This is a genomic window from Blautia wexlerae DSM 19850 (assembly GCF_025148125.1).
GTDB classification, from domain to species: domain Bacteria; phylum Bacillota; class Clostridia; order Lachnospirales; family Lachnospiraceae; genus Blautia_A; species Blautia_A wexlerae.
This window is the reverse complement of sequence record NZ_CP102267.1, coordinates 1036261-1059217: the sequence shown is the minus strand read 5'-3', so window position 1 is coordinate 1059217 and position 22957 is coordinate 1036261. Positions and strand designations below refer to the sequence as shown.

18 protein-coding genes are annotated in these 22957 nt (G+C 40.1%); 7 read left to right on the top strand and 11 right to left on the bottom strand.

Annotated features, from left to right (window positions below; translation table 11 throughout):
• Nucleotides 1-199 precede the first annotated feature (199 nt).
• A complete protein-coding gene (locus NQ550_RS04910; protein ID WP_008705724.1) occupies nt 200-1225 on the top strand; it encodes a branched-chain amino acid aminotransferase in 1026 nt (341 codons plus the stop codon).
• A 302-nt stretch (nt 1226-1527) separates the two neighbouring features.
• On the opposite strand, the gene NQ550_RS04905 is transcribed toward NQ550_RS04910, so the two are convergent.
• The 4 genes from NQ550_RS04905 to NQ550_RS04890 all read right to left on the bottom strand — a co-directional run bounded on the left by NQ550_RS04905 (nt 1528) and on the right by NQ550_RS04890 (nt 5553).
• On the bottom strand, nt 1528-2019 hold the full coding sequence (locus NQ550_RS04905) for a dihydrofolate reductase (RefSeq protein ID WP_025580581.1): 492 nt from the start codon (nt 2017-2019) through the stop codon (nt 1528-1530).
• Between the two features lie 125 nt (nt 2020-2144).
• Entirely contained in the window at nt 2145-2993 is an 849-nt protein-coding gene (gene thyA / locus NQ550_RS04900) for a thymidylate synthase (RefSeq protein WP_025580579.1), read from the bottom strand.
• A 22-nt stretch (nt 2994-3015) separates the two neighbouring features.
• Nucleotides 3016-4587, bottom strand: coding sequence for an AAA family ATPase (locus NQ550_RS04895; protein ID WP_025580578.1), 1572 nt, complete (start codon nt 4585-4587; stop codon nt 3016-3018).
• Nucleotides 4588-5553 carry a diacylglycerol/lipid kinase family protein gene (locus NQ550_RS04890; protein WP_025580577.1) on the bottom strand — a complete coding sequence of 322 codons (966 nt, stop codon included), beginning with the start codon at nt 5551-5553 and terminating at the stop codon, nt 4588-4590.
• A 350-nt stretch (nt 5554-5903) separates the two neighbouring features.
• Between NQ550_RS04890 and NQ550_RS04885 the strand changes: the two genes are divergently transcribed.
• Both NQ550_RS04885 and NQ550_RS04880 read left to right on the top strand, forming a co-directional pair.
• Nucleotides 5904-7583 carry a glycoside hydrolase family 13 protein gene (locus tag NQ550_RS04885; RefSeq protein ID WP_025580576.1) on the top strand — a complete coding sequence of 560 codons (1680 nt, stop codon included), beginning with the start codon at nt 5904-5906 and terminating at the stop codon, nt 7581-7583.
• Between the two features lie 346 nt (nt 7584-7929).
• The gene (locus NQ550_RS04880; RefSeq protein WP_025580574.1) at nt 7930-8961 is read left to right on the top strand and encodes a LacI family DNA-binding transcriptional regulator; all 1032 of its coding nucleotides are present in this window, start codon (nt 7930-7932) and stop codon (nt 8959-8961) included.
• A gap of 210 nt (nt 8962-9171) precedes the next feature.
• On the opposite strand, the gene NQ550_RS04875 is transcribed toward NQ550_RS04880, so the two are convergent.
• The 7 genes from NQ550_RS04875 to NQ550_RS04845 form a co-directional block, all read right to left on the bottom strand.
• Nucleotides 9172-10836, bottom strand: a complete 1665-nt coding sequence (locus tag NQ550_RS04875) for an alpha-glucosidase (RefSeq protein ID WP_025580573.1) — start codon at nt 10834-10836, stop codon at nt 9172-9174.
• A 261-nt stretch (nt 10837-11097) separates the two neighbouring features.
• Entirely contained in the window at nt 11098-12033 is a 936-nt protein-coding gene (locus NQ550_RS04870) for an AraC family transcriptional regulator (protein ID WP_025580572.1), read from the bottom strand.
• A gap of 87 nt (nt 12034-12120) precedes the next feature.
• Nucleotides 12121-13176, bottom strand: a complete 1056-nt coding sequence (locus NQ550_RS04865; RefSeq protein ID WP_259839399.1) for an ABC transporter substrate-binding protein — start codon at nt 13174-13176, stop codon at nt 12121-12123.
• Nucleotides 13177-13386: 210 nt separating this feature from the next.
• Nucleotides 13387-14496, bottom strand: coding sequence for a glycoside hydrolase family 172 protein (locus NQ550_RS04860; protein ID WP_025580569.1), 1110 nt, complete (start codon nt 14494-14496; stop codon nt 13387-13389).
• Nucleotides 14497-14530: 34 nt separating this feature from the next.
• Entirely contained in the window at nt 14531-15388 is an 858-nt protein-coding gene (locus NQ550_RS04855) for a carbohydrate ABC transporter permease (RefSeq protein WP_025580568.1), read from the bottom strand.
• Between the two features lie 13 nt (nt 15389-15401).
• On the bottom strand, nt 15402-16298 hold the full coding sequence (locus NQ550_RS04850) for a carbohydrate ABC transporter permease (protein ID WP_044996795.1): 897 nt from the start codon (nt 16296-16298) through the stop codon (nt 15402-15404).
• A gap of 107 nt (nt 16299-16405) precedes the next feature.
• Nucleotides 16406-17641: an ABC transporter substrate-binding protein gene (locus tag NQ550_RS04845; protein ID WP_025580566.1), complete on the bottom strand. Its 1236-nt coding sequence runs from the start codon at nt 17639-17641 to the stop codon at nt 16406-16408.
• A 273-nt stretch (nt 17642-17914) separates the two neighbouring features.
• On the opposite strand from NQ550_RS04845, the gene NQ550_RS04840 reads away from it, so the two are divergent.
• From NQ550_RS04840 to NQ550_RS04825, 4 genes are all read left to right on the top strand, one after another.
• Nucleotides 17915-18970 carry a hypothetical protein gene (locus NQ550_RS04840; protein ID WP_025580565.1) on the top strand — a complete coding sequence of 352 codons (1056 nt, stop codon included), beginning with the start codon at nt 17915-17917 and terminating at the stop codon, nt 18968-18970.
• 268 nt (nt 18971-19238) lie between these two features.
• Entirely contained in the window at nt 19239-20444 is a 1206-nt protein-coding gene (locus tag NQ550_RS04835; RefSeq protein ID WP_172678354.1) for an IS110 family RNA-guided transposase, read from the top strand.
• A gap of 223 nt (nt 20445-20667) precedes the next feature.
• Nucleotides 20668-21378 (top strand): sensor histidine kinase, encoded by a 711-nt coding sequence (locus tag NQ550_RS04830; protein WP_326929080.1) that lies wholly within the window; start codon nt 20668-20670, stop codon nt 21376-21378.
• Entirely contained in the window at nt 21353-22957 is a 1605-nt protein-coding gene (locus NQ550_RS04825) for an AraC family transcriptional regulator (protein ID WP_025581244.1), read from the top strand. Before NQ550_RS04830 ends, NQ550_RS04825 begins: the two co-directional genes overlap by 26 nt.

Below are 22957 nucleotides of genomic sequence, written 5' to 3'. Positions count from 1 at the left end.
ATAGCGAAATCCTCTATAAAAAACAAGACTGCCGGATTTTTTGTTACTGTATGTGAACAGTAACGATTTTTCAATTTTTCATTAAAATTGGAAATTTCCCATTGAACTTAGCAGACAAAAGTTTTACAATGGTAAAGAGATAAACAGTAATCACACTTGTAAATACTGTAAATATGTGTGAACGGAGGAAAGATTCATTATGGAAAAAAAGAATATCGACTGGAGCAGCTTAGGCTTCGGTTACGTACAGACCGATTATCGTTATGTATCTAAATTCAAAGACGGCGCATGGGATGCCGGAGAACTGACAACAGATCCTAATGTAACACTGAACGAATGTGCAGGTGTTTTCCAGTATGCGCAGACAGTTTTCGAAGGAATGAAGGCTTACACTACAGAAGACGGACATATCGTTACTTTCCGTCCTGACTTAAATGCAGAACGTATGGCAAACTCAGCAAAGAGACTTGAGATGCCTGTATTCCCGGAAGACCGTTTTGTTGATGCAATTGTTCAGACTGTAAAAGCTAACGCAGCATATGTTCCGCCATACGGTTCAGGCGCAACTTTATATGTTCGTCCATATATGATGGGTACTAACCCGGTTATCGGTGTAAAACCTGCTGATGAGTATATGTTCCGTGTATTCACTACACCTGTAGGACCATACTTCAAAGGTGGTGCTAAACCGATCACAATCCGTGTCAGTGATTTCGACCGCGCTGCACCTCATGGAACAGGCCATATCAAAGCAGGTCTTAACTATGCAATGAGCTTACATGCAATCGTAGATGCTCACAAAAACGGATTCGATGAGAACATGTATCTTGATGCAGCTACACGTACCAAAGTAGAAGAAACAGGCGGTGCTAACTTCATCTTCGTTACAAAAGACGGCAAAGTTGTCACACCGAAGTCCAACAGTATCCTTCCTTCTATCACACGTCGTTCCTTAATCTATGTTGCCAAGGAATACCTGGGATTAGAAGCTGAGGAAAGAGAAATATACTTCGATGAAGTGAAAGATTTCGCTGAATGTGGTCTCTGCGGTACTGCTGCAGTTATCTCTCCTGTCGGAAAGATTGTTGACCATGGTAAAGAAATCTGTTTCCCAAGCGGAATGGAGAAAATGGGTCCGGTTATCCAGAAACTCTATGATACATTAACAGGAATCCAGATGGGACGTATCCAGGCTCCTGAAGGATGGTTAAAGGTTATCGAATAATTTTTTCTGTAAATAGCAAATCCTGCAGAACACCGTTTCTTGTTTCTGCAGGATTTTTTGTTTAAACATTTCTGTAACTATTCAGCAGTCTACTATCCCGCGAGGTGTTTTGGCATGAACATGCCAAAATCCCGAGACATACAAGTCAAAATCCCATCGCCGAAGGCGATTTTTAATGGATTTTGACTCGTAACTGTGAAGGTACTGAACAGTTACACATTTATTTTGTCTCTCAAAGCCGGCTATTCTGATTTTCTTTTCCTGGCTTGCTCGTTATTGCCGTCAATCTTTTATTTTCTGTCTTATTTCTTTCTCTCATACTTCACAAACTGGTATTCCAGGTCAAAATATGTCTGCTCATCGCTCTCTGCCGTAATCTCCCATTCATCATCTTCATCCAGATTCGGGAAGTGGCTGTCTGCTTCGTAAGCGAAGTCAATCTTTGTAACGTGTGCCACATCACAGTATGGGAGCATCTGTTCATAAATACTGTCACCGCCAATACAGTAAACATCTTCTGTCGGATATTTCTTTATTTCTTCCAGTGCCTCTTCAATGCTGTGTACTACGATCGCACCTTTTGCGTCATAATCTTTATTTTTTGTGATTACAATGTTAGTTCTGTTTTTCAGAGGCAGGCCATTTGGAAAGCTTTCCAGCGTTTTTCTGCCCATTACAACTACTTTTCCACTTGTTTCTTCACGAAACATTTTCATATCTGCCGGAATACTTACCAGAAGCTTGTTGTCCTTGCCAATTCCCCAGTTCTGATCTGCTGCTACAATAACATTCATTATAAATTTTCCTCTCTTACTTGTTTTCTATAGTTTCGTTCTTTTAAAGGTATTTGCTCCAGTACTGTAAGCTATCTAATAAATAAAACTACTATCTCTTTGTATTTCATAAATCAGTAACAAAATTAAATAGCCACTGGAATATTCTTAATCTGCGGCCATGTCTCATAGTTCTCTACAATCAGATCATCCGTTGTAAACTGATAGAAGTCTTTCACTTCCGGATTAAGTTTAACGATTGGTGCCGGATAAGGTTTTCTCTTGATCATTTCTTTTACCACAGGAATGTGACGGTCATAGATATGGCAGTCAGCAACTACATGAAGCAGCTCTCCAGCTTCCATATCACATACCTGTGCGATCATCATAAGCAGAATTGCATACTGGCAGACATTCCAGTTATTTGCCGTAAGAATATCCTGTGAACGCTGATTGAGGATTGCATTCAATGTCAGTTTCTCATTTCCCGGTGTCTGAGTTACATTAAATGTCATAGAGTATGCACATGGATACAGGTTCATCTCATGCAGATCCTGATGCACATAAATATTTGTCATGATCCTACGGCTGAATGGATTGTTTTTCAGATCATAGATGACTCTGTCTACCTGATCCATCATGCCTTCTTTATACTGATGTTTCACTCCAAGCTGATATCCGTAAGCTTTACCGATAGAACCATTTTCATCTGCCCAGCTATCCCAGATATGACTGTGAAGCTCATGGATGTTATTGGATTTCTTCTGCCAGATCCAGAGAATCTCATCCATGGCGCTCCTTAATGCAGTACGTCTGAGTGTCATAGCCGGAAATTCTTTTCGAAGGTCATATCTGTTTACCACACCAAATTTCTTAATTGTGTAGGCAGGTGTTCCGTCCTCCCACACCGGGCGGACCTTCTCTCCTTCTGTGCTCGTACCATTCTCCAGGATATCCTGGCACATTTTTATAAATACATCATCTGCGTAACTCATTATTTTCTACTCTCTCGCTTTCTTATTTTTTATATTCTTCTATTATACAAGTATGTTCCCTTGTTTTCTTATTATAGTTGATACCTACCATCAAAAGATTACCTTTATATTCTTCCAGACTCGCGCAATATTCCTTATTTTTTATCTGTGAAATTGCACCCTCTGCGCTTTTATTCCACTTTAACTCCACAACCATTGCTGGTTTATCCGGAAATTTTTTTCTTGGAATAAATACAATATCTGCAAATCCTTTCCCACCAGCCAGTTCTCTGTGCATTGTATAAAAATTGCGGGCCGCATAGAGTGCCAGTGAAATCGTGTAGCTTAATGCATTTTCATCATTATATTGAAGATGTGATGTCTCAAAATGAGCCTCTTTTATCCCTTGTGCAACCTGCTTTGGTCTCATTTGCCAGATTGCCTTTAAGGTGTCCGCTGAATTTTTCAGTGCTTTTGATACTTCGCCCCAGTCAGCAACCGAAACCGTATTAACATATTCCTCACGTATTTCTGCATTTGGAATTGATACACACCGATTTTCATAATCATATGTCAGATATCCCAAATGCACCAATAATGTAAGAACATCATCTTCATTTCTGAACGTTGTCATATCATTTGTAAAGCTTCCCGTATTCACCGGAATGCTTTCACCTGCAATCATGCTTAACACATCATCCTTCAAACCTTCAAAATTCATTTCTATGTAAACTTTCAAAGCTTCAAAGGTCTCTGTCTGATTCCAGTAATTTCCAATCTCACCCAGTCTCATGCTGCTCACAACAGAACGCGGACTATATACAGAGGCAACTCCCTTAAATGAATAGCCATCATACCAGTTTTTAATCTCTTCCATATCCATCTGATACTTTGCGCACAATGTCTGAACTTCATCCTCAGTAAATCCCACATACTCACCCAGAGGTCCTGGATTCAACATAGAAAATTCATCAAACATATTCAAAGCAGAATGTGTTCCGTACTTCTTAACAGGAAGAATACCTGTCATATAAGCCAGATGGATATAGCCTTTATCCTTTAGTAAATCCCGTAAAAAGTCAAGATATTTCTCCTGTGCTTCTTTATCCTGCTTATACTCACGAAAAATACAATCCCATTCATCAATAATAACCACAAAAGGACATCTGCTGTAAGCATAGACATCCTGCATAGATTCAATCAAGTCATTTTCATCAAAAAAATCCACGTCCGGATAAGCGCTTCTCAGCTCTCGCAATACAATTTTCCTGACTCGTTCCATTAGCTCCTGAATATTATTACTGCGACTCAAAAAATCCTGCATATTCAAAAAAATCGTATCATATTTATTGAGATATTTTTCAAAATCTGTGTCTTTTGCAATTTTAAGATTAGAAAATAACTCTTTTGAATCGCACCCTTTACTGTAATATGCTGTCAGCATATTTGCAGCCATAGACTTTCCGAAACGTCTTGGTCTGCTGACACATATGTTCTTCTGTAAAGTGTGTAAAACAGAATTTGTATACCGTATCAAACCCGTCTTATCTACATAAATATCAGAATTGAGTGCTTCCTGAAATTTGGAGTTATCCGGATTCAAATAATTTCCCATTTAATCCCCCTCTTTTTCATGCAACAGCCACAGTCTCTTCTCCAGACATCTGAATTCTACCCTTGTTACATCTCCGCAATATTCTCCATCTGCATGAAGAACCATCGGTTTATCAAGCAGCACTCTGAACCCGTTTTCTTCCCTGATATTGAATCCGTTGATTCTCTCCTGCTTCGCTGCAACCAGAAATGGAAGGAGAAAAAAGGTCTGCCATTTTGCGATACCGGAAGCGCTGCTCAAAGACAGTCTGCCATCCTCCGGCGAAGCCTTTGGCGCCATTGGGACACCACCACCTTCTGCCGGCAGATTCATGGCAGCTGCGAAGATCATTTTCGGCAGGATAAATCCTCCATATTCTGTTATCACTTTTGCATTTGCAGTTTCCATTGTAAAAAGTGACTGGACCGTTAATGCAAGATATGTAAGTTTTCCCAGATGAAAGCGGTTTAAAACCTGTTTCAGTCTGGAATGCAAAGCTTTCTTACACACCAGTGCATCCAGTCCAAGTCCTGCACTGATGCCAAAAATTCTCGGCTTTTCACACCCTTCCCAGCTTACCTGACCAAGATCTATCCTGTAAAGTTCTTCTCCCCGCTGGTCTTTTCTGATACTGGCGCAGATTTGTTTCAGGCTTTCTTTCGGTGTTTTTGGCAATTTTAAGTTTCTGCCAAAATCATTTCCCGAACCTGTCGGAATTACTCCAAGCCGTACTCTGTCAAAATCTGTAATTCCATTCAGAACCTCGTTGAGCGTTCCATCGCCGCCAACTACGATCAGATAAATAGGGTCATCACCCTTCATGGAAGAAATCTTCTCTGCCAGCTTCGTCGCATGTCCCTGATATCTGGTTGTATGCGCCACATATTTTATTTTATACCCGCGAAGCAGACGCTGTGTCTCATTCCATACCCGGTGCGCCTGCCCCGTTCCCGCTCCGTTATTTACAATAATCTGTATTCTTCTCATTTTTCCTCACAATTATATCTGTTTTCACTGCCCAAAATATTCTTTATCCAGATACTCTCTGGAAACGCTATAGTATCTATACTATACAATATTTGGCTTCCACATACAAGAGCACAGCCAACCAAAATCCTTGTGATCGCCACATATTTATTACTGTTTTCTATTCTATATCAATTTTCATGCAAGAAGTCAAAATAATATACAAATCCGTCAAAATATTGAAAGCATTTTTCTCAAAAAGTATTTATAATGTAGGTAGAATATGTTGTGGTGCAATTTCAGCACCACAGCAGTCAATAAAACTTAAACATAAAAACTTATAAAATAAATCATTTCAGGAGGTTTTTACAATGGAAAAAAGATGGTGGAAAGAAAGCGTCGTATATCAGATTTATCCTCGCAGCTTCTGCGACAGCAACGGAGATGGTATCGGTGATCTGAACGGTATCACAAGCAAACTTGACTACTTAAAAGAGCTTGGTGTTGATGTTATCTGGCTCTCTCCTGTTTACAAATCACCGAATGATGATAACGGATACGATATCAGTGATTATCAGGATATCATGGACGAATTCGGAACAATGGAAGACTTCGACCGTATGCTCGCTACAGCTCACGAAAAAGGCATCAAAATTATGATGGACCTTGTTGTAAACCATACTTCTGACGAGCACAAATGGTTTATCGAGAGCCGTAAATCCACAGACAATCCATACAGAGATTACTATATCTGGCGTCCTGCAAAAGAAGACGGCAGCCTTCCGAACAACTGGGGCTCCTGCTTCTCCGGTCCTGCATGGGAATATGATAAAACAACAGATATGTATTTCCTGCATCTGTTCTCTAAAAAGCAGCCAGACCTCAACTGGGACAACCCGGTCGTACGTCAGGAAGTTTTCGACATGATGAACTGGTGGCTGGAAAAAGGTGTTGATGGATTCCGTATGGACGTTATCAGCCTGATCTCCAAAGAGCAGCCAGAACTCCCGGACAAAGAACCTGGAATCAACGGATATGCAACATTTAATGTATCTGCAAACGGTCCTCATGTACATGAATACCTTCAGGAAATGCGTCAGAAAGCATTAAACAATGCAGATACCATCACAGTAGGTGAATGCTCCGGTGTTACTCTCGAAGAAGCAAAGAAATACGCAAGAAGCGACGAAAAAGAACTGAACATGGTATTCCAGTTTGAACATATGGATGTTGACAGCGATGAAAAAGCCGGCAAATGGACAACCAGAAAAATGGATCTTCGTGACCTCAAAAAAATTCTTACCCGCTGGCAGAAAGGTCTCCAGGACATTGCATGGAACAGCCTTTACTGGGAGAACCACGACCAGCCAAGAAGCGTTTCCCGTTTCGGTAACGACAGCGATGAATACAGAGAAATCTCTGCAAAAATGCTTGCAACCTGTATTCATATGATGCAGGGTACTCCTTACGTATATCAGGGTGAAGAGCTTGGTATGACAAACTGCCCGTTCAACACTCTCGAAAACTTCCGCGACCTCGAAAGTATCAATGCTTTCCACGAATTAACGGAACAGGGCAAAATGACCGAGGAAGAAATGATGGCAGCGATCGGCTACAAAGGTCGTGACAATGCCAGAACTCCAATGCAGTGGGATGACAGTGCCAACGCAGGATTCTCCGGTGCCGATGCTACACCATGGATCATGGTGAACCCGAACTACACTAAGATTAATGCAAAAGACCAGGTAAGCCGCGAGGATTCCGTATTTAAATATTATCAGAAGCTGATCAGACTTCGTCACGAAAGTGATCTGATCGTTTACGGTACCTATGATCTGATTCTTGATGACGATAAAGATATTTACGCTTACATCCGTACACTCGGAGATGAAAAACTCATCGTATATTGCAACTTCAGTGAAAATACCCGCGAAGTAGAACTTCCGGAAGAATTCACAGACGGAAAGATTCTGATTTCCAACTACAACGATGCTAAAGTAAGCGAAAAGATTACCCTCAGACCTTATGAGGCAATCGTAATCCAGAAATAATAAATGATTTTGCTTCTTATGAATCACAGTAATTCCCAGATTACTGTAATTTTCTAAAGAATCAGTGACTGTGAAAAATACTGAACAGTTACCGGAAATATATTTTCTCATATACAACCTCAGAAGGATGCTGCCAGATTATTCTGGCGGCATTCTTCTATTTTATCCCCAAGGCTTATGAGCAACAGTGACAATTTTTTTGCATTTATTTCAAGTTTTTTTGTGCAATACTTGCGTTTTTGTATATCATTGTGCTAAAATATCCACATAACAGGATATAAGATTTCAAATACTTTTGCATTTTCACTCTTATATCTACAGACTTTTTTACATCGGGGTGTTTCAAATGATTACAATCAAAGAAATGGCAGAAATGCTGGGAATCAGTACCACAACGGTATCTAACGTCATTAACGGAAAAACCAGCGAAGTCTCTCAGAAAACTGCCGAAAAAGTCCAGAAGCTTCTGGATGAATATGACTATGTACCTAATATGAGTGCAAAGAACCTTGCGCAGAATCATTCCAGACTGATTGGAATTGTCCTAAAAGGACGCAAAGACAAATACGAAAATATTTTTGCAGATCCATTTCACGGAGAATTGCTTGGTGCCCTGGAGGCAGCGATCCGCGAACATGGATATTATATGATGCTTTATACATCCGAAGACATCAACGAAATCGTCCGCAATGTAGTAAGCTGGAACACCGAGGGACTGATTCTTATCGGTATGCTCCATGATGACTACCTGCGAATCAAGAGTAAATATAAGAATCCTGTTGTCCTCATCGACAGTTATACGCCAAAAAATATTGCCAAATATGTAAATATCGGTCTTGATGATGAGCAGGGTGGATATCTGATGACTAAATATCTTCTGGAGTGCGGTCACCGGAAGATTGCTTTCCTTGCTGATAATATGGAAGGTGTAGATTATGTCCGTTATACCGGTCATCAACGTGCTCTTCAGGAATATAACATAGATGTAGATCTCGACAATCTTATCGTAATCCGTCCATCTAAATATGAACGTCAGGGAAGTATGGAAGAGATTTACGCTGTCGCACACAAATTCACTGCATTTATGTGCTGCTCAGATTATTATGCAGTCACATTGATGAAATATCTCCGCGAAAGGGGCATCCGTTTTCCGGAAGACCTCTCTATCACGGGATTCGATGACAATCTGTATGCACAGGTAGTCTCTCCTCCCCTTACTACGATTCACCAGAATATCTCTCAGCGTGGAACTATGGCTGTCGAGTATCTGCTCAGAATGATTGACGGATGGGTCCCAAAGTCTACTAGTATTACACTTCCGGTCAAACTTGTTGTACGTGACAGTGTTAAAATTCTGAATTCCGATAAACAGGATTAATTCATCGCATAACTATATATAAAAAGAACGAAACTCTTTCAAAATGCTTTTCTGGATTTTCGTTCTTTTTTCTCTATATCTATGTACCAAATAAGAATCAATTCACTGCTACATTAGATTTCAGAAACAAAAACAGAGAGCATAGATTGCTCCATGCTCTCCATCATTCTTTCAATTTTATATTGCTTTTTAACTATCTCATTTTCCTTATTACATTTCAATAACAAGGAACTGATAACCCTTCAACTCAATCTTATTTCCATCCATAGCTACATCATCATAGTTATTGATCAGAACTTTCTTGCACTCTCCTGCGAGCTCGATTGTCTGCGGCTCTTTCTGATAGTTACCAACTACGAGAAGAGTCTTGTCACCTTTACGATAATATGCCATCAGGTTATGTACGTCTTCCCAGACAGGTTCCAGAGCACCATATACAACAGTCTCTTTGTACTCTGGATTCTTGCGCAGTGCAATCAGTTTCTTATAGAAGCTTCTTACAGAATTCGGATCATTGATCTGGCTCTCTGCATTGATCTTTTTGTAGTTTGCATTTACGCCAAGCCAAGGTGTACCTGTTGTAAATCCTGCATTTTCTTTATCATTCCACTGCATCGGTGTTCTGGCATTATCGCGGCTGAATCTGGAAACAGCTTTCAGCGCTTCCTCAGGTGTACATCCTGCTTCCAGAGCTACCTTGTACTCATCCAGACTGGAAATATCATCTACCTGATCAATAGATTCAAACTTCACATTCTCCATACCAAGTTCCTGTCCCTGATAGATAAACGGAAGTCCGCGAAGCATAAAGTTCAGACCGCCAAGCATTTTCTTACTTGCGTCACAGCAGTCACCTTCCGGGATATATCTGCTGACACCACGAGGCTCGTCATGATTTTCAATAATATTGGAAACAAATCCGATATCACCAATTTTTCTCTGTGTTGTAAAGCAACATTTCTTGTAGGCATCCGGAGTAATCTGTTTGCAGTCATACCATCCCTTGTCAGATGCCCCCCAGATAGTCTCTTCGAAGTCAAACATACTGGAGAAATATCCATTATCGCCGATGAAATCCGGAATCTCTTCATCCTTCTCATCGAAAACTTCACCGACAGAGAATGCATCGTATTTTTTAAAGGTACGGTCTCTCATCTCGCCAAGGAAGTCACCGATTCCCTTTGCTTCTTTCAGCATCTTCCTGATACTGCAAAGACCGTCTTCACGATCCGGCTCATAGTCATGCATCGGAAGTGCTTTCTTGATATTGATAATCGCATCAATACGGAATCCACCAAGACCTTTATCCAGCCACCAGTTGATATTCTTATAAACTTCTTCCCTTACTTCCGGGTTCTCCCAGTTCAGATCGGGCTGTTTCTTATGGAAAACATGCAGATACTGTTTATTTGTTCCTGGAAGATCTTCCCATACAGGTCCGCCGAAATAAGAACGCCAGTTAGTTGGAAGTTCTCCTTCTTTCTTGTCACGCAGATAGAAGAAATTACCATATTTACCATCCGGATCCTCACATGCTTTTTTAAACCATTCATGTTCATCAGAACAGTGGTTTACAACAAGATCCATCAGAATGTACATATCTCTCTTCTTAGCCTCAGCAATCAGTTCATCCATATCTGCCATGGTTCCGAAGCGAGGATCAATATCATAATAATCTGAAATATCATATCCCTGATCAGCTAACGGAGAGCGGTAGCAGGGGGAAAGCCAGATAATATCAACTCCCAGATCTTTCAGATAGTCAAGCTTCTCAATAACACCTCTCAGATCTCCAATTCCATCTCCATTGGTATCATAAAAACTCTTCGGGTAAATCTGATAAGCAACCTTTTCATTCCACCATTTCTTTACCATTGTAAAAATCCTCCTGTGTTTTTTATTAACCGGCGCTATTGTCTGCTTTGTTCCCAGTATTATACCTCTTACCTTTAGCGCCTAAGTTCTCTGTTCTATTTAAAAATAATTATATCAACATCCACTCCTTCTGTCTTATATTTTTTTGATAAAAAAATACATAATTTTGACTTTTTATATTACCAGCATTCTCTGTAATACAAAAATCAGATAAGTAAACTTTTATTCTCATTACCATAAGCTTACTTATCTAATCGTTATTTACTGTGTTTCTTTTAGTAAATGTCTGCGGTACTGCAGTGGTGTTGTTGATGTATATTTCCTGAACTCCCTGAGAAAGTTTCCCAGATTATTATATCCACATTCCAGACAGATTTCCGTAACTGTCAGATCTGATTCTTTCAGATAATGGATTGCTTTCTTAATCCTGTACTCGTTCACATATTCCATAGGCGAACGTCCGATAACTTTCTTAAAGAATCTGCAAAAATACTGTTCATTCATTCCAATCAGATCCGCCAGATCACGAATATATATCTTCTCTTTATAGTTCTCCTGAATATAAGTCAGAGTGGTCTTGATCGTCTCAATCCGACGGTCATGATTCTTCTCCGTTACCTCAAACAGATTATTCGCAGACAGAACTGCCAGAATCCGAAGCAGCGCTGATTTGATAAACAACTGTCGGGTGATATCATCCGTAACCGCCTCGCCGTCATAATAATTCTCCCGGAAAGAATCTCCGCCAAATACATTACGGATTTCTTCATAAGATTTTCTTACCGGTTCAAATGCCGGTTCATTCTTTCGCAGACATCTCGGAAACTGGATACTGCCATTTTGCACCGGCTGGATCAGATTAGTCTGAATCTGATCCAGAGCATATGCAGAGCTTAGCATATCCATATGAAAAACCACCGCATTTTCCACACAGCCGCCGTTTTTTTCAACAGAAATACTGTGCAGTTCCCCGGGATTAATAAAATAAAAACATTCCTCCGAAATTTCAAAACGCTCCATATTGATTTCCAGGCAGAACTCTCCACCCGAAAAATAAAGCAGTTCTACTTCTTCATGCCAGTGGTGCTTCACCATATTTCCTCTTATCCTGGTTCCTGTCTGATAAAATGCACAGGGAAAGTCCTGCGTGCCATGGACACGTATTTCCTTTAAAGTTGATGGTTGTTGATTCTGCATGAAGCTGCCTCCTGTTGTCATTGTTATTGTTATTATAAATCCGGCATCAAAAATCCGCAACTAAAAAGGACATCCGAAGATGCCTTTTTAATAGTAAGTATTTATACAATTTTGTGCCTGCTCAAAGAAACTGTCCTCTTCACATTGTCCAAGAACATATCCCTGAAACAGTTTTCCCATATCTGAGACAGCTCCCATGGAATTTTCACATAACGGACGTGCATTCAGTGTATATTCCCGGAGATATTTCCGTACCATATCTATTCCTTCCAGATCAATATCTTCATTTTCGATCACATCCACTCTGGCAGGATAACTTTTCATTATTTTTGCATATTCAGTACTACCTTCATAACTGGCTGTATACTGAAGAAATCTGAAAGCTGCATCTTTATTTTCTGAAGCATTGTTCAGAACATACTGCCAGGTTGCAATATTAGTGGATTTTTTCTCATGAAACATGGGAAGCGGTGCCATATGTATTTTATTTTTCCCATATACATCAGCATCAAGAAATGTACCCAGAGCCCCCGTATACATAAAAACACATCCATATTTTCCCCTGATAAATTTCTCTTCCATCTGCTCATACTGATCCACAAACTGTGCAGGAGATGTAATTTTCTCATCCAGCATACTCTTCATATATCTGGCTGCATCTTGGGTTTTCGAATCAGTCCAGTCGAAATAATCGCCACCCCAGAAATTAACAAATTGTGCAAGACTGTTATAAACATGTGTATTTTCCCATGCATCTCCATAAGCGTACTGATCTGAATTTTTCAAACTCTTCTGTAGAATATCAAAATCACCGGTATCCTTTATCTCATCGAGTCCTGCCTGTTTCAGCAGTTCCTGATTTACCCAGAACATCATAATGTCCATCTGAAAAGGGACAGAATATATATGTCCATTCTCTTCACAGATGCTTTCCAGATACTCCTGTGGAAAGCTGTCCCTTACTTCTTCTGTCATAACGTTTTTTTCCAGTGGTTCCAGATATCCCTTATGTTTAAACTCAGAAATCATCTCATCATTCACGGAAATCAAATCAATATTTTGGTCCCCAGAAGCCAGGATCGTGGATATTTTTGCCTGACGATTATCCGCATTGGATGGACATTTTTCCACAGTGATTTCCATATCAAGTTTTTTTTCTGTTTCCGCGATAAAATCCTGAAATCTTTTATTATCTGCATCAATATGCATGATCGTCAACTTTTGTTTATCTTCGTGAAACGACGATGAGGGGAGCTTAGATAAGCTCCCCGTACTTCCACATCCTGTAATAAGCAAACATACTGCAGTTATGAAAATTACAACACTTTTTTTCAAGCATTTCACCTCTGTTTTTTATCTTGGCCATCTGTCCTCTTTTGACATCAATGGTGCAAACGGTGCATGTGGGTGTGTCTGATACCAGTAAGCCACGCTTGCCACATCATCCTGACGTTCAAATAATCCTCTGTAACCTACTCCAATCTGCTGAATGGTCACACGCAGATCCTCATCAAAACAAATCGGATCCTGAATATGCCAGCGATAGAAACCTCTCATCGGCGGACAGTCATCATTATGATAGAAATTATGGATCAGCTCATCATGAGCAGAATAGTATGGGTAGCCCAGATATGGTGTATTATAATTCTGCTCCACAGTCTTTCCGTCCACCTGCTTTGCAAAACTCCAGGAGCCTCCAAAATAATCTTCTGTTCCGGTTCCGCAGATTGTGGGATATTCATCATCACCGTCAATATAGAATTTCATTTCACCTTCGCCCCACCAGTAACGTTCCAGTGTGGTAAGTGCAATATAAGTTCCTACATAATGACCTTTTCCTTTTACTCCGTCAAGGATTGTATAATCTTTCTGCTTCTCTGTCAGTCGCTCTCGCCTCCACTGTGCATGGAAATAAGTGATATCATCCGGAAGCTCATCATACAGACAGTAATCTACCTGATAGAAGAATGCCGGAATTTTATTTGCATGCTGATTTTCCAGAGTGATTTTTGCTTTTTTCTTAAACGGCATCGGGAAGTAACAGTTAAATCCTCTGCTTGGCACCACTGCCATTGGGACAGAATTTACAATACACTCTCTTCCAAAACCACAGCAGAAGAAATCTCCGAGAGGACTTTCCACAGATGGCGTTTCCTCATCATCCCAGTACATACGGATGACCAGATCTCTCAATACAAAGCAATCTGCATCGGTTGTCTTATTATCCACAGTGATCCAGATATGATTGATCTCACCAGGACCTTCCATCTCTGCAAGAGTTACAGTTGCACCTGGCTCAATATCCTTCAGGCAGGGACTTCCTTTTCTGGACGGTCCCAGATGGCTCGCTGCCATTCCGCCTTTACCTTTTTCTCCGTGTGGATTCTCTGCATTGATTGCACGGCTTCTTCCATGCTTTGCCAGAGCAATTCCACCAAGTCCACCTTTAAATGACTGATACATAATGTTTTCCTCCAATATCTTAGCATTCAGATAATCAGGCTTTTACTCCTCCTGCCATTATACCATCCATAATTTGTTTTTCAAAGACTGCAACAAAAATAATAATCGGTAAAAGAATAATCCATCCCATTGCACTTACCAGATCCCACGGAACTCCATACATGTTGTCACGCAGCGGAAGCTGTACAATGGCAACGGAAAGAACCTGAATGCCATTTGAATAAAATAACGGTGTGAAGAAGTTATTCAAGCAGGTAATAAAGTTGATAATACATACAGTTGCAATTGCAGGTTTCATAAGTGGCAATACGATTGTAAAAAGTCTCTGTGAAAAAGTTGCACCGTCAATCGCTGCTGCCTCTTCCAGTGAAATAGGGATTTCCCCCACAAAGTTTCTCAGGATCAGAACCGTAAACGGGATAACAGTACTGATATACAGCAGAATCAATCCTGGATATGTATCATATAATTTTACTTTCTGCATGAACTCATACAATGGTCTTGCTGTAACAACCTCAGGAATTAACATAGTTGCAATAATAAATGCAAAAGCAATATTGATTCCTTTTGTAGTGAAACGTGAGAATCCGTATGCAGCCATTGCACAGAATACAGTACTGATAACCAGTGTAAGACCTACGATCAATACTGTATTTCCCACTTTTGACAAAAGTCCTACATTCTCGAGCAGGAACTTGTAGCTTTCCAGTGTCGGATGATCCGGCAGATAATCAATCGGTGTTTTAAATAATTCTCCGGAAGGTGTAATAGAGGAAATAAAAATCCAGTATACCGGGAACAGGATAATAAATGAGACAATTGCAAACAGTACCCATCTTCCACCAGCCACTACACCATGATATATGTTATATTTCTTTGAATCTTTTTTCATGGTATTTCCTCCTCTAGTTATCAATCTTGTTCATAACATGTATATTCAGCCAGCTGAATACTGCCATCACAACAAACAGTAACATTGCCAGTGCAGATGCATAACCGACATTCAGATTGGTAAACGCTTCTGTCGTGATTCTGTATGCGATCAGTGCCGTATCTTCTCCAGGACCACCTGAAGTCATAGAATATACAATATCAAAGGTTGTCAGTCTCCATAAAGTAAATGGAATAGTTAAAGTCAACACATTTTTCAGTATCAACGGTAATGTAATCTTGAAGAAACACTGGATTCCATTTGCCCCGTCTACTTTTGCGGCTTCATAGATATCACCCGAAATAAACTGCAGACCGGATAATACAAGAATCGCAAAGAACGGAAGATCTTTCCACAGATCCATGGCAATTACAGCAGCTCTTGCAGATCCTGTATTGATGAGCCAGCTATTCTGGTATCCATGGACAAACCATCTGATAAAGTCATTGATCAGACCATAATCATTATTGAATGCCCATTTTGCAGCCATACCTACAACAACTGCCGGCATTGCCCAGGGAATCAGTACAATCGTACGAAGAAAGCGGCGTCCCTTAAACTTCATATTTAATATCAGAGCAAGACACACGCCTAATATTACATGTAATATCATAGATACCACTACAAATACTACTGTAAATCGTATGGATGTAAGCACTTTTGGATCTGAAAAAACTTTCAGATAATTTTTGAATCCGCAGAATTCGTCCACTCCTGCCAGAATTCTGATGTCACAAAAACTATTTTTAACAGTCATTAAAATAGGATATAATGTTGTGAATCCACGGATGATAACTACAGGCAAAACCAGCAGCCATGGAATCCATTTCATCGATTTTTTACTGATTGTCACAGGAACTCCCTCCCTCATATCTTTAAGCACAGGTATAAAGCAGATTGTTCTGCTTTATACCTTCATTTATTATGTCAGTTTTTATGTATCAGTATTTCCAAATTCTTTAAACGAGTAATTGTTTTTTACTGATATGTCTCAACTAATTCCTGAGCTTTCTCACAGAACTCATCTACTGTGATCTCATCTTTCATGCAGGACTGGAAGATTGTTCCCATATCACTGATGAATTCCATTGTCTGCGCTACCATCGGACGTCCCTGTACATTGCACTCTTCTGCATACTGGCTGTACATTTCTTTTGCAGGATCAGTATCCGGAACAACTTTTTCTGCAACATCCTTTCTTGCAGGATATCTGTCAAATGCTTTATAGGATGCTTCCATTCCACCTTCATCTGCCATATACTGCAGGAATTTAATTGCTGCATCTTTATTCTTTGAGGCACTGTTAAGTACATAGTTCCAGGAATCTGTAAAGATTGCTCTTTCTCCGTTTCCACTGAAATCAGGTACCATTGCCATATGAATCTTGTCTTCACCAAGCATATCTGCCTTTGCATAATCAGTGCCCAGACCCCACATAAACCAACATCCGTATTTACCATCGTTTATTTTTGGATTCATCTGGTCATATTTGTCTGCAATCTCATCAATTGGTGTTTCATTGTTTGCTACCAAGTCATGCAGAAACTGAATTGCTTCCTTATTTTCCTCTTTCGTCCAGTCAAAGTAATCTCCACCAAACATATTTACAAACTGTGCAATTTCATTAAATGAATAAGTTTTTTCCCAAGAACCACCATATCCGTAACGTCCATCTTTAGAAACCGCTTCCATGTACTTCATAAAGTCTTCTTTTGTATCAATCGATTCAATTCCTACTTCATCCATAATTTCCTGATTTACCCAAAAGGCAAGATATCCGGAATATCCAGGAACACCTACGATGTTTCCGTCTTTATCTGTAATCATGTCCGCAATATAACCCTGAGCAAACTGATCAACGATATCATCTGTCATAACTGTATCGTTGAGTCCATCCAACCATCCGGAGTTCTTGAATGCAGCACTCATTTCATCGTTAATCTCAATAACATCCACGGAAGAATCTCCCGTAGAAAGAATTGTTGTGATCTTCTGCTGACGTGTGTCTGAATCGGTGGGTGCTGCAACAACATTGATATTTAATCCTGTTGCCTCTTCTACATTTGCAAGCCAGTCATCAAAATCCGGGTCTGTAGTATTGACACTATATAAAGTAAGATCATACTTCTCTTCTGCGGATACACTTACAACATTTCCCATCATTCCTGCTACCATTGTTGCAGCTAAAACTGCACTTAACACTTTTTTCCTCATATTCTCTCCTTTTCCGAACAGTTCTCTCGCATCAACTGTTCTGTGTTATTTGGTAATTAAAGAATAACAAAAACACTCTTTTTACTAAATACAATTTCTTTTGATTGATTTATATTATTTTTCGTTCTATTGTTTTTTTCATTCTGATTTTTTATAATACAGATAGCAGATGAACACTGTGTTGCATCTTTACAGAATTGCTGTATAATATGGCAATCTTCAAAAAGATACCTGATAAAATCAAACCTATTCATATAAGGAGTATTATGTGTAATGAAACTCAACTTGAAAAAAATAAATTATCATAAATGGATTCCTTCCAGATTTTCCTCATTTCAGGCAAAACTCCTGATTGCCTTTCTGGTTGCAACCCTGCTTCCTCTGACACTTGTTGCACTGGTCAGTTACCATGTTTCCTATAATCTTGCCAGAGACCGAATCACAAACTCTGCATTGATGTCTGATGAACAGCTTATTTTTCAGCTTAACAGCCGTCTGAACCAGACCGAAAACGTTGCTGACACCATCCAGTATCAGATGTACGCTTTTGAACACTCTTCCCCAGATCAGGTTGGCACCATGCAGGCATTAACATCCATGAGAAGCAATATTTCATTATATAAATCTACATTTGATTTCTTTCATATATATGTTTTTTTAAAACCGGAACAAACCGGAGCTGATGAGGGTATATATTTCTTTTCCACAGATAAACTTTTCAATTATGGAATCAGCGAATCTGAATTACATTCCATAGGTTCTTCTTCCCTGTGGCTGTTAAAGAAAAATACCACCTTACCCAGAGTTATATCTGCTTCCAAAAGAAGCGCAAATACACTGCTGTGTTTTCGTGCTCTTCAGGACAAATCCAGCAATGTTCTCGAATATGCTTATTGTATTGCACTTGACTGCGATGAATTTTCCCGGTATCTTCAGACTTCTGCTTCTGATACCGCAATTTCCAGTTACATTCTGACACCACAGGGACAAATTGCAGCTCACAGTGATTCTTCCCGTAATCAGACCTGGATTTCAGATTCAATAAAACAGATGTTTCTGGAAAATACCAATTCCTTCTTTAAAGACAATGACATCTACTATAACTGCCGCACTCTGGATAACGGTTGGCTGCATATTACGGAAATCCCGGAAAACTATATCAAAAGCAATACACAGGTACTGATCAAAACACTGTTGATCACTGTAATTATTTCTCTGCCGCTGACTATTTTTATTGTAATCCTTTTTTCCAGGAAACTGACAAGCAGAATTGCCGCACTGTCCTATGCCATGGAATCCTTTCATCTACTACAATATATTTATGGTTAATATCCCTTACAGCCAGTAAGGAATTATCCATCTTGTTGCTTAAGCTGTTAAAATGTATGGAGCAATCGGTATATCGTCTTATTCATCTTGGACTTCGCGTCCGTTGCCGAGACTGATAACCAGCTCCTCATTTGCAGCGTTCGTTTTATGCAGGTTGAACTGCCTTCGGTACGTTCGTGTCACACCACAGTAGATGGAATAGGCAATGAGTAAAACTGGTCTTTATCCATTGCATAATCTGATTTTAAGGAGTGACAAATTTATGAATATGAATGCAGTAGGTATTGATGTTTCCAAAGGAAAAAGCATGGTTGCTATCCTTCGTTCTTATGGTGAGATCATTTCAAAACCATTTGAAGTCAAACACACAGTCAGTGGGATTCGCTCTCTCATTGAGCAGATCCAATCCATTGATGGCGAATCTCGTATTGTCATGGAACACACCGGTCGTTATTACGAACCTCTTGTCCGTGAACTTTCGAAAGCTGACCTTTTTGTATCTGCCATAAATCCCAAACTCATCAAAGATTTTGGAGACAACTCTCTCCGCAAAGTAAAGTCCGATAAAGCGGATGCAGTAAAAATTGCACGCTATACTCTTGACAGTTGGACGGAACTCAGACAGTATAGTCTCATGGATGAAATTCGTAATCAACTGAAAACCATGAACCGCCAGTTTGATTTTTACATGAAACACAAAACCGCTATGAAAAATAATCTAATCAGCATCCTTGACCAAACTTATCCGGGAGCTAACACTTATTTTGACAGCCCTGCCCGTGAGGATGGAAGTCAAAAATGGGTTGACTTTTCAGCCACCTACTGGCATGTGGATTGTGTTCGTAAACTCTCTCTAAACGCCTTTATCGACCACTATCAAAAGTGGTGTAAACGCAGGAAGTACAACTTCAGCCGTTCAAAAGCTGTTGAAATCTATGAAGCATCTAAGGAGCTTGTTTCTATACTTCCAAAAGACGATCTGACAAAGTTAATCATCAAACAGGCTGTAGAACAATTAAATACGGCTTCACAGACTGTGGAACAGCTTCGTACCATGATGAATGAGGCTGCTTCTAAACTGCCGGAATACCCTGTTGTCATGGCTATGAAAGGTGTAGGTAAATCGCTTGGTCCACAGCTTATGGCAGAGATTGGTGATGTCTCCCGATTTACCCACAAAGGAGCCATTACAGCCTTTGCAGGCGTTGATCCCGGTGTAAATGAATCCGGTTCATATGAGCAGAAAAGCGTTCCTGCTTCCAAGCGCGGTTCCAGTACTCTTCGTAAGACTCTGTTTCAAGTCATGGATGTTCTCATCAAAACAAAGCCACAGGATGATCCTGTCTACTTGTTTATGGATAAGAAACGAGCACAAGGAAAGCCTTATTACGTCTACATGACAGCCGGTGCGAATAAGTTTCTTCGCATCTACTATGGTCGAGTGAAAGAATATCTGTCTTCACTCCCAGAATAAATATCTCGTCAATACCTTTATTTTAGACCAGCGAATATCGGTGGTCTTATTTTAATGTTCAAAATCTTGCAAAAATTTTTGCCTGAAATCATCAATTTGCTATTGACTTTTTATTTGCAGGCTCGGACATGATCCGGAGCACCTTTCCATCATCACACTCCCGCATCCGGCCGATGCTTCCAATTATGATGAAATAGACAATCTGGGGATTACCTTTGAAGATATGCAGCACACAATTGCCCAGAATCTGAAATCAATTGTCAGTCTCTCCATTAATGAAGAACGGCTGAAATATCAGTTATTACAATCACAGATCAATCCACATTTTCTCTACAATATCCTTGGAACCATCCGAACCTGCCAGGCACTTGGCAAATTGGATATTGCAGATCAGATGCTGACAAATCTGACTGCCTTTTACCGACTGACGCTGAGAAAATCAAAAGAACTGATACCGATCAAAGACGAACTGGAAATTACCCGCCTGTATCTGGAAATGGAGAAACTCTGCCATAAAGATAATCTTAACTGGGAGATCAATGCCGAAGACGGAATAGAAAATTTCACGATCTGCAAATTTACATTACAGCCATTCCTGGAGAATTCTATCCTGCACGGTCTTTCAGCCGATACACCTGAAGTTTTTATTTCCATTCAGGTACTCTACGGTGATGATACCGTAGTGATATCCATTGAAGACAATGGAGCCGGAATGTCTCCGGAGACACTGGAACAGCTCCGATATGCCATAGACAACAAAGTCATAAATTACGAAAAACATTTTGGAATTTCAAATGTAAGCGCCCGCATTTCCAATCCTTTGTACGGTAACGGCTCTGTGCGTATTGACAGCCATCCCGGAAACGGTACCTATGTCACAATTGAATTTCAACAAATGGAGGATACAGATGAGGAAAATAATGATTGTAGATGACAATTATCTGTCAGCAGAAGGAATTGAAAAGAACATAGACTGGGAAGTTCTGAACGCAGAAATCGTACATATCTGCTACAACGGAACCTCTGCGATAGACGCTATGAAAAAAGAACCTGTAGATTTGATCATCTCAGATATTGAAATGCCGGATCTGGACGGAATTTCAATGAGCAGGCAAGCACTGGATATTAATCCAATGGTAAAAATCATACTGATCAGTGCCTATGATAAATTTGAATATGCAAGACGCGCTCTGCTTCTTGGTGCATTGGATTATATTGAAAAACCTCTGGATTACGCATATCTGATCCAGAAAGTAAAAAATGCTTTTGCCCTGATGGAACGTGAGCAGAAAAATCTGCAGTTGCTTAAACAGAGCAGGCCTTTGCTTATCGAAAAATTTTTCCGTGATATCACTCACCGTTCCAGGCAGGAGGCTTCCTATCGTCTCAAACCTTATCTGAACTACCTGAACCTTAAACTGGATTATGATTTTTATAACGTAGTGATTCTTGAACTGGAAAATGCACAGTCTCTCAGGGATTCCTATGGCATTGAGAAATTTCAGATGGAACTGCTGAATCTTCGTGATCTGATCACAGAACAAACCTCAGAATTAAATTATATTTATCCCCTGCAGGATATTGATGGTTATCTGTGTGTGATCGGACAAAGCGGCTGCCAGTCCGGAAATTTTCGCCAGCTTACCTATAAAATCATTTCTGCACTTGTAGATAACTGCAATTCACAGGGACTGGTTCTGAATGCCGGAATCGGTGCCATTGTACAGGATCTGTGGGATCTGAACCGTTCTTATGAAAGTGCAGTTCATGCACTGGATTATCGTTTCTTTTTCCCACACCAGAACGTATTTGACGGACGTGAGGCTCTTGGACATGACTTATCTGCCACTGATTTCTCCGATTCCAGAGAGGAGGAATTAATCCGCCTTCTGTGTAAAAAGGATGTTTCTGCAATTGACTCCTGGTTTCAGGATTTCTCCAGATGGCTTACTGAGAACTTCCGCACCAAAAGTTTCGCATTTATCCAGATCTACTCTCTGCTTGGAAGGATTCTGAAGTTTTTCTATGAACTAAACCTGGATACCCATGATCTGGAAGCAAAGATCCTGTATGTATACAATCATCTGGAAGAATTTCATACCACAGAAGAACTATGCGGCTGGCTCAACGAACTCTGCCGCCTTCTCTGCCGGAAACTGGATTCTTCTCTGAATGATTATCACCAGAAATTATGCGAATCTGTAACTTCATATATTGACGAAAACTATGCCAGCAATACTCTGTGCCTGAACGATATCGCCAGCGAAGCCAATGTCAGCCCGGCTTATCTGAGTGCCCTCTTTAAAAAGAAACAGGGCGTGAGTATCAGTGACTATATCACTACTCAGCGAATCAACGCCGCCTGCCGTTATCTTACAGCCACAAACATGACTCTGAAGGAAATCAGTATGAAATGCGGTTACGCCAATCAATATTATTTCAGCACAAGCTTCAAGAAAAAAATGAATGTCACTCCATCTGCATACAGAGATACTCAGACGTCAAAATCTTAG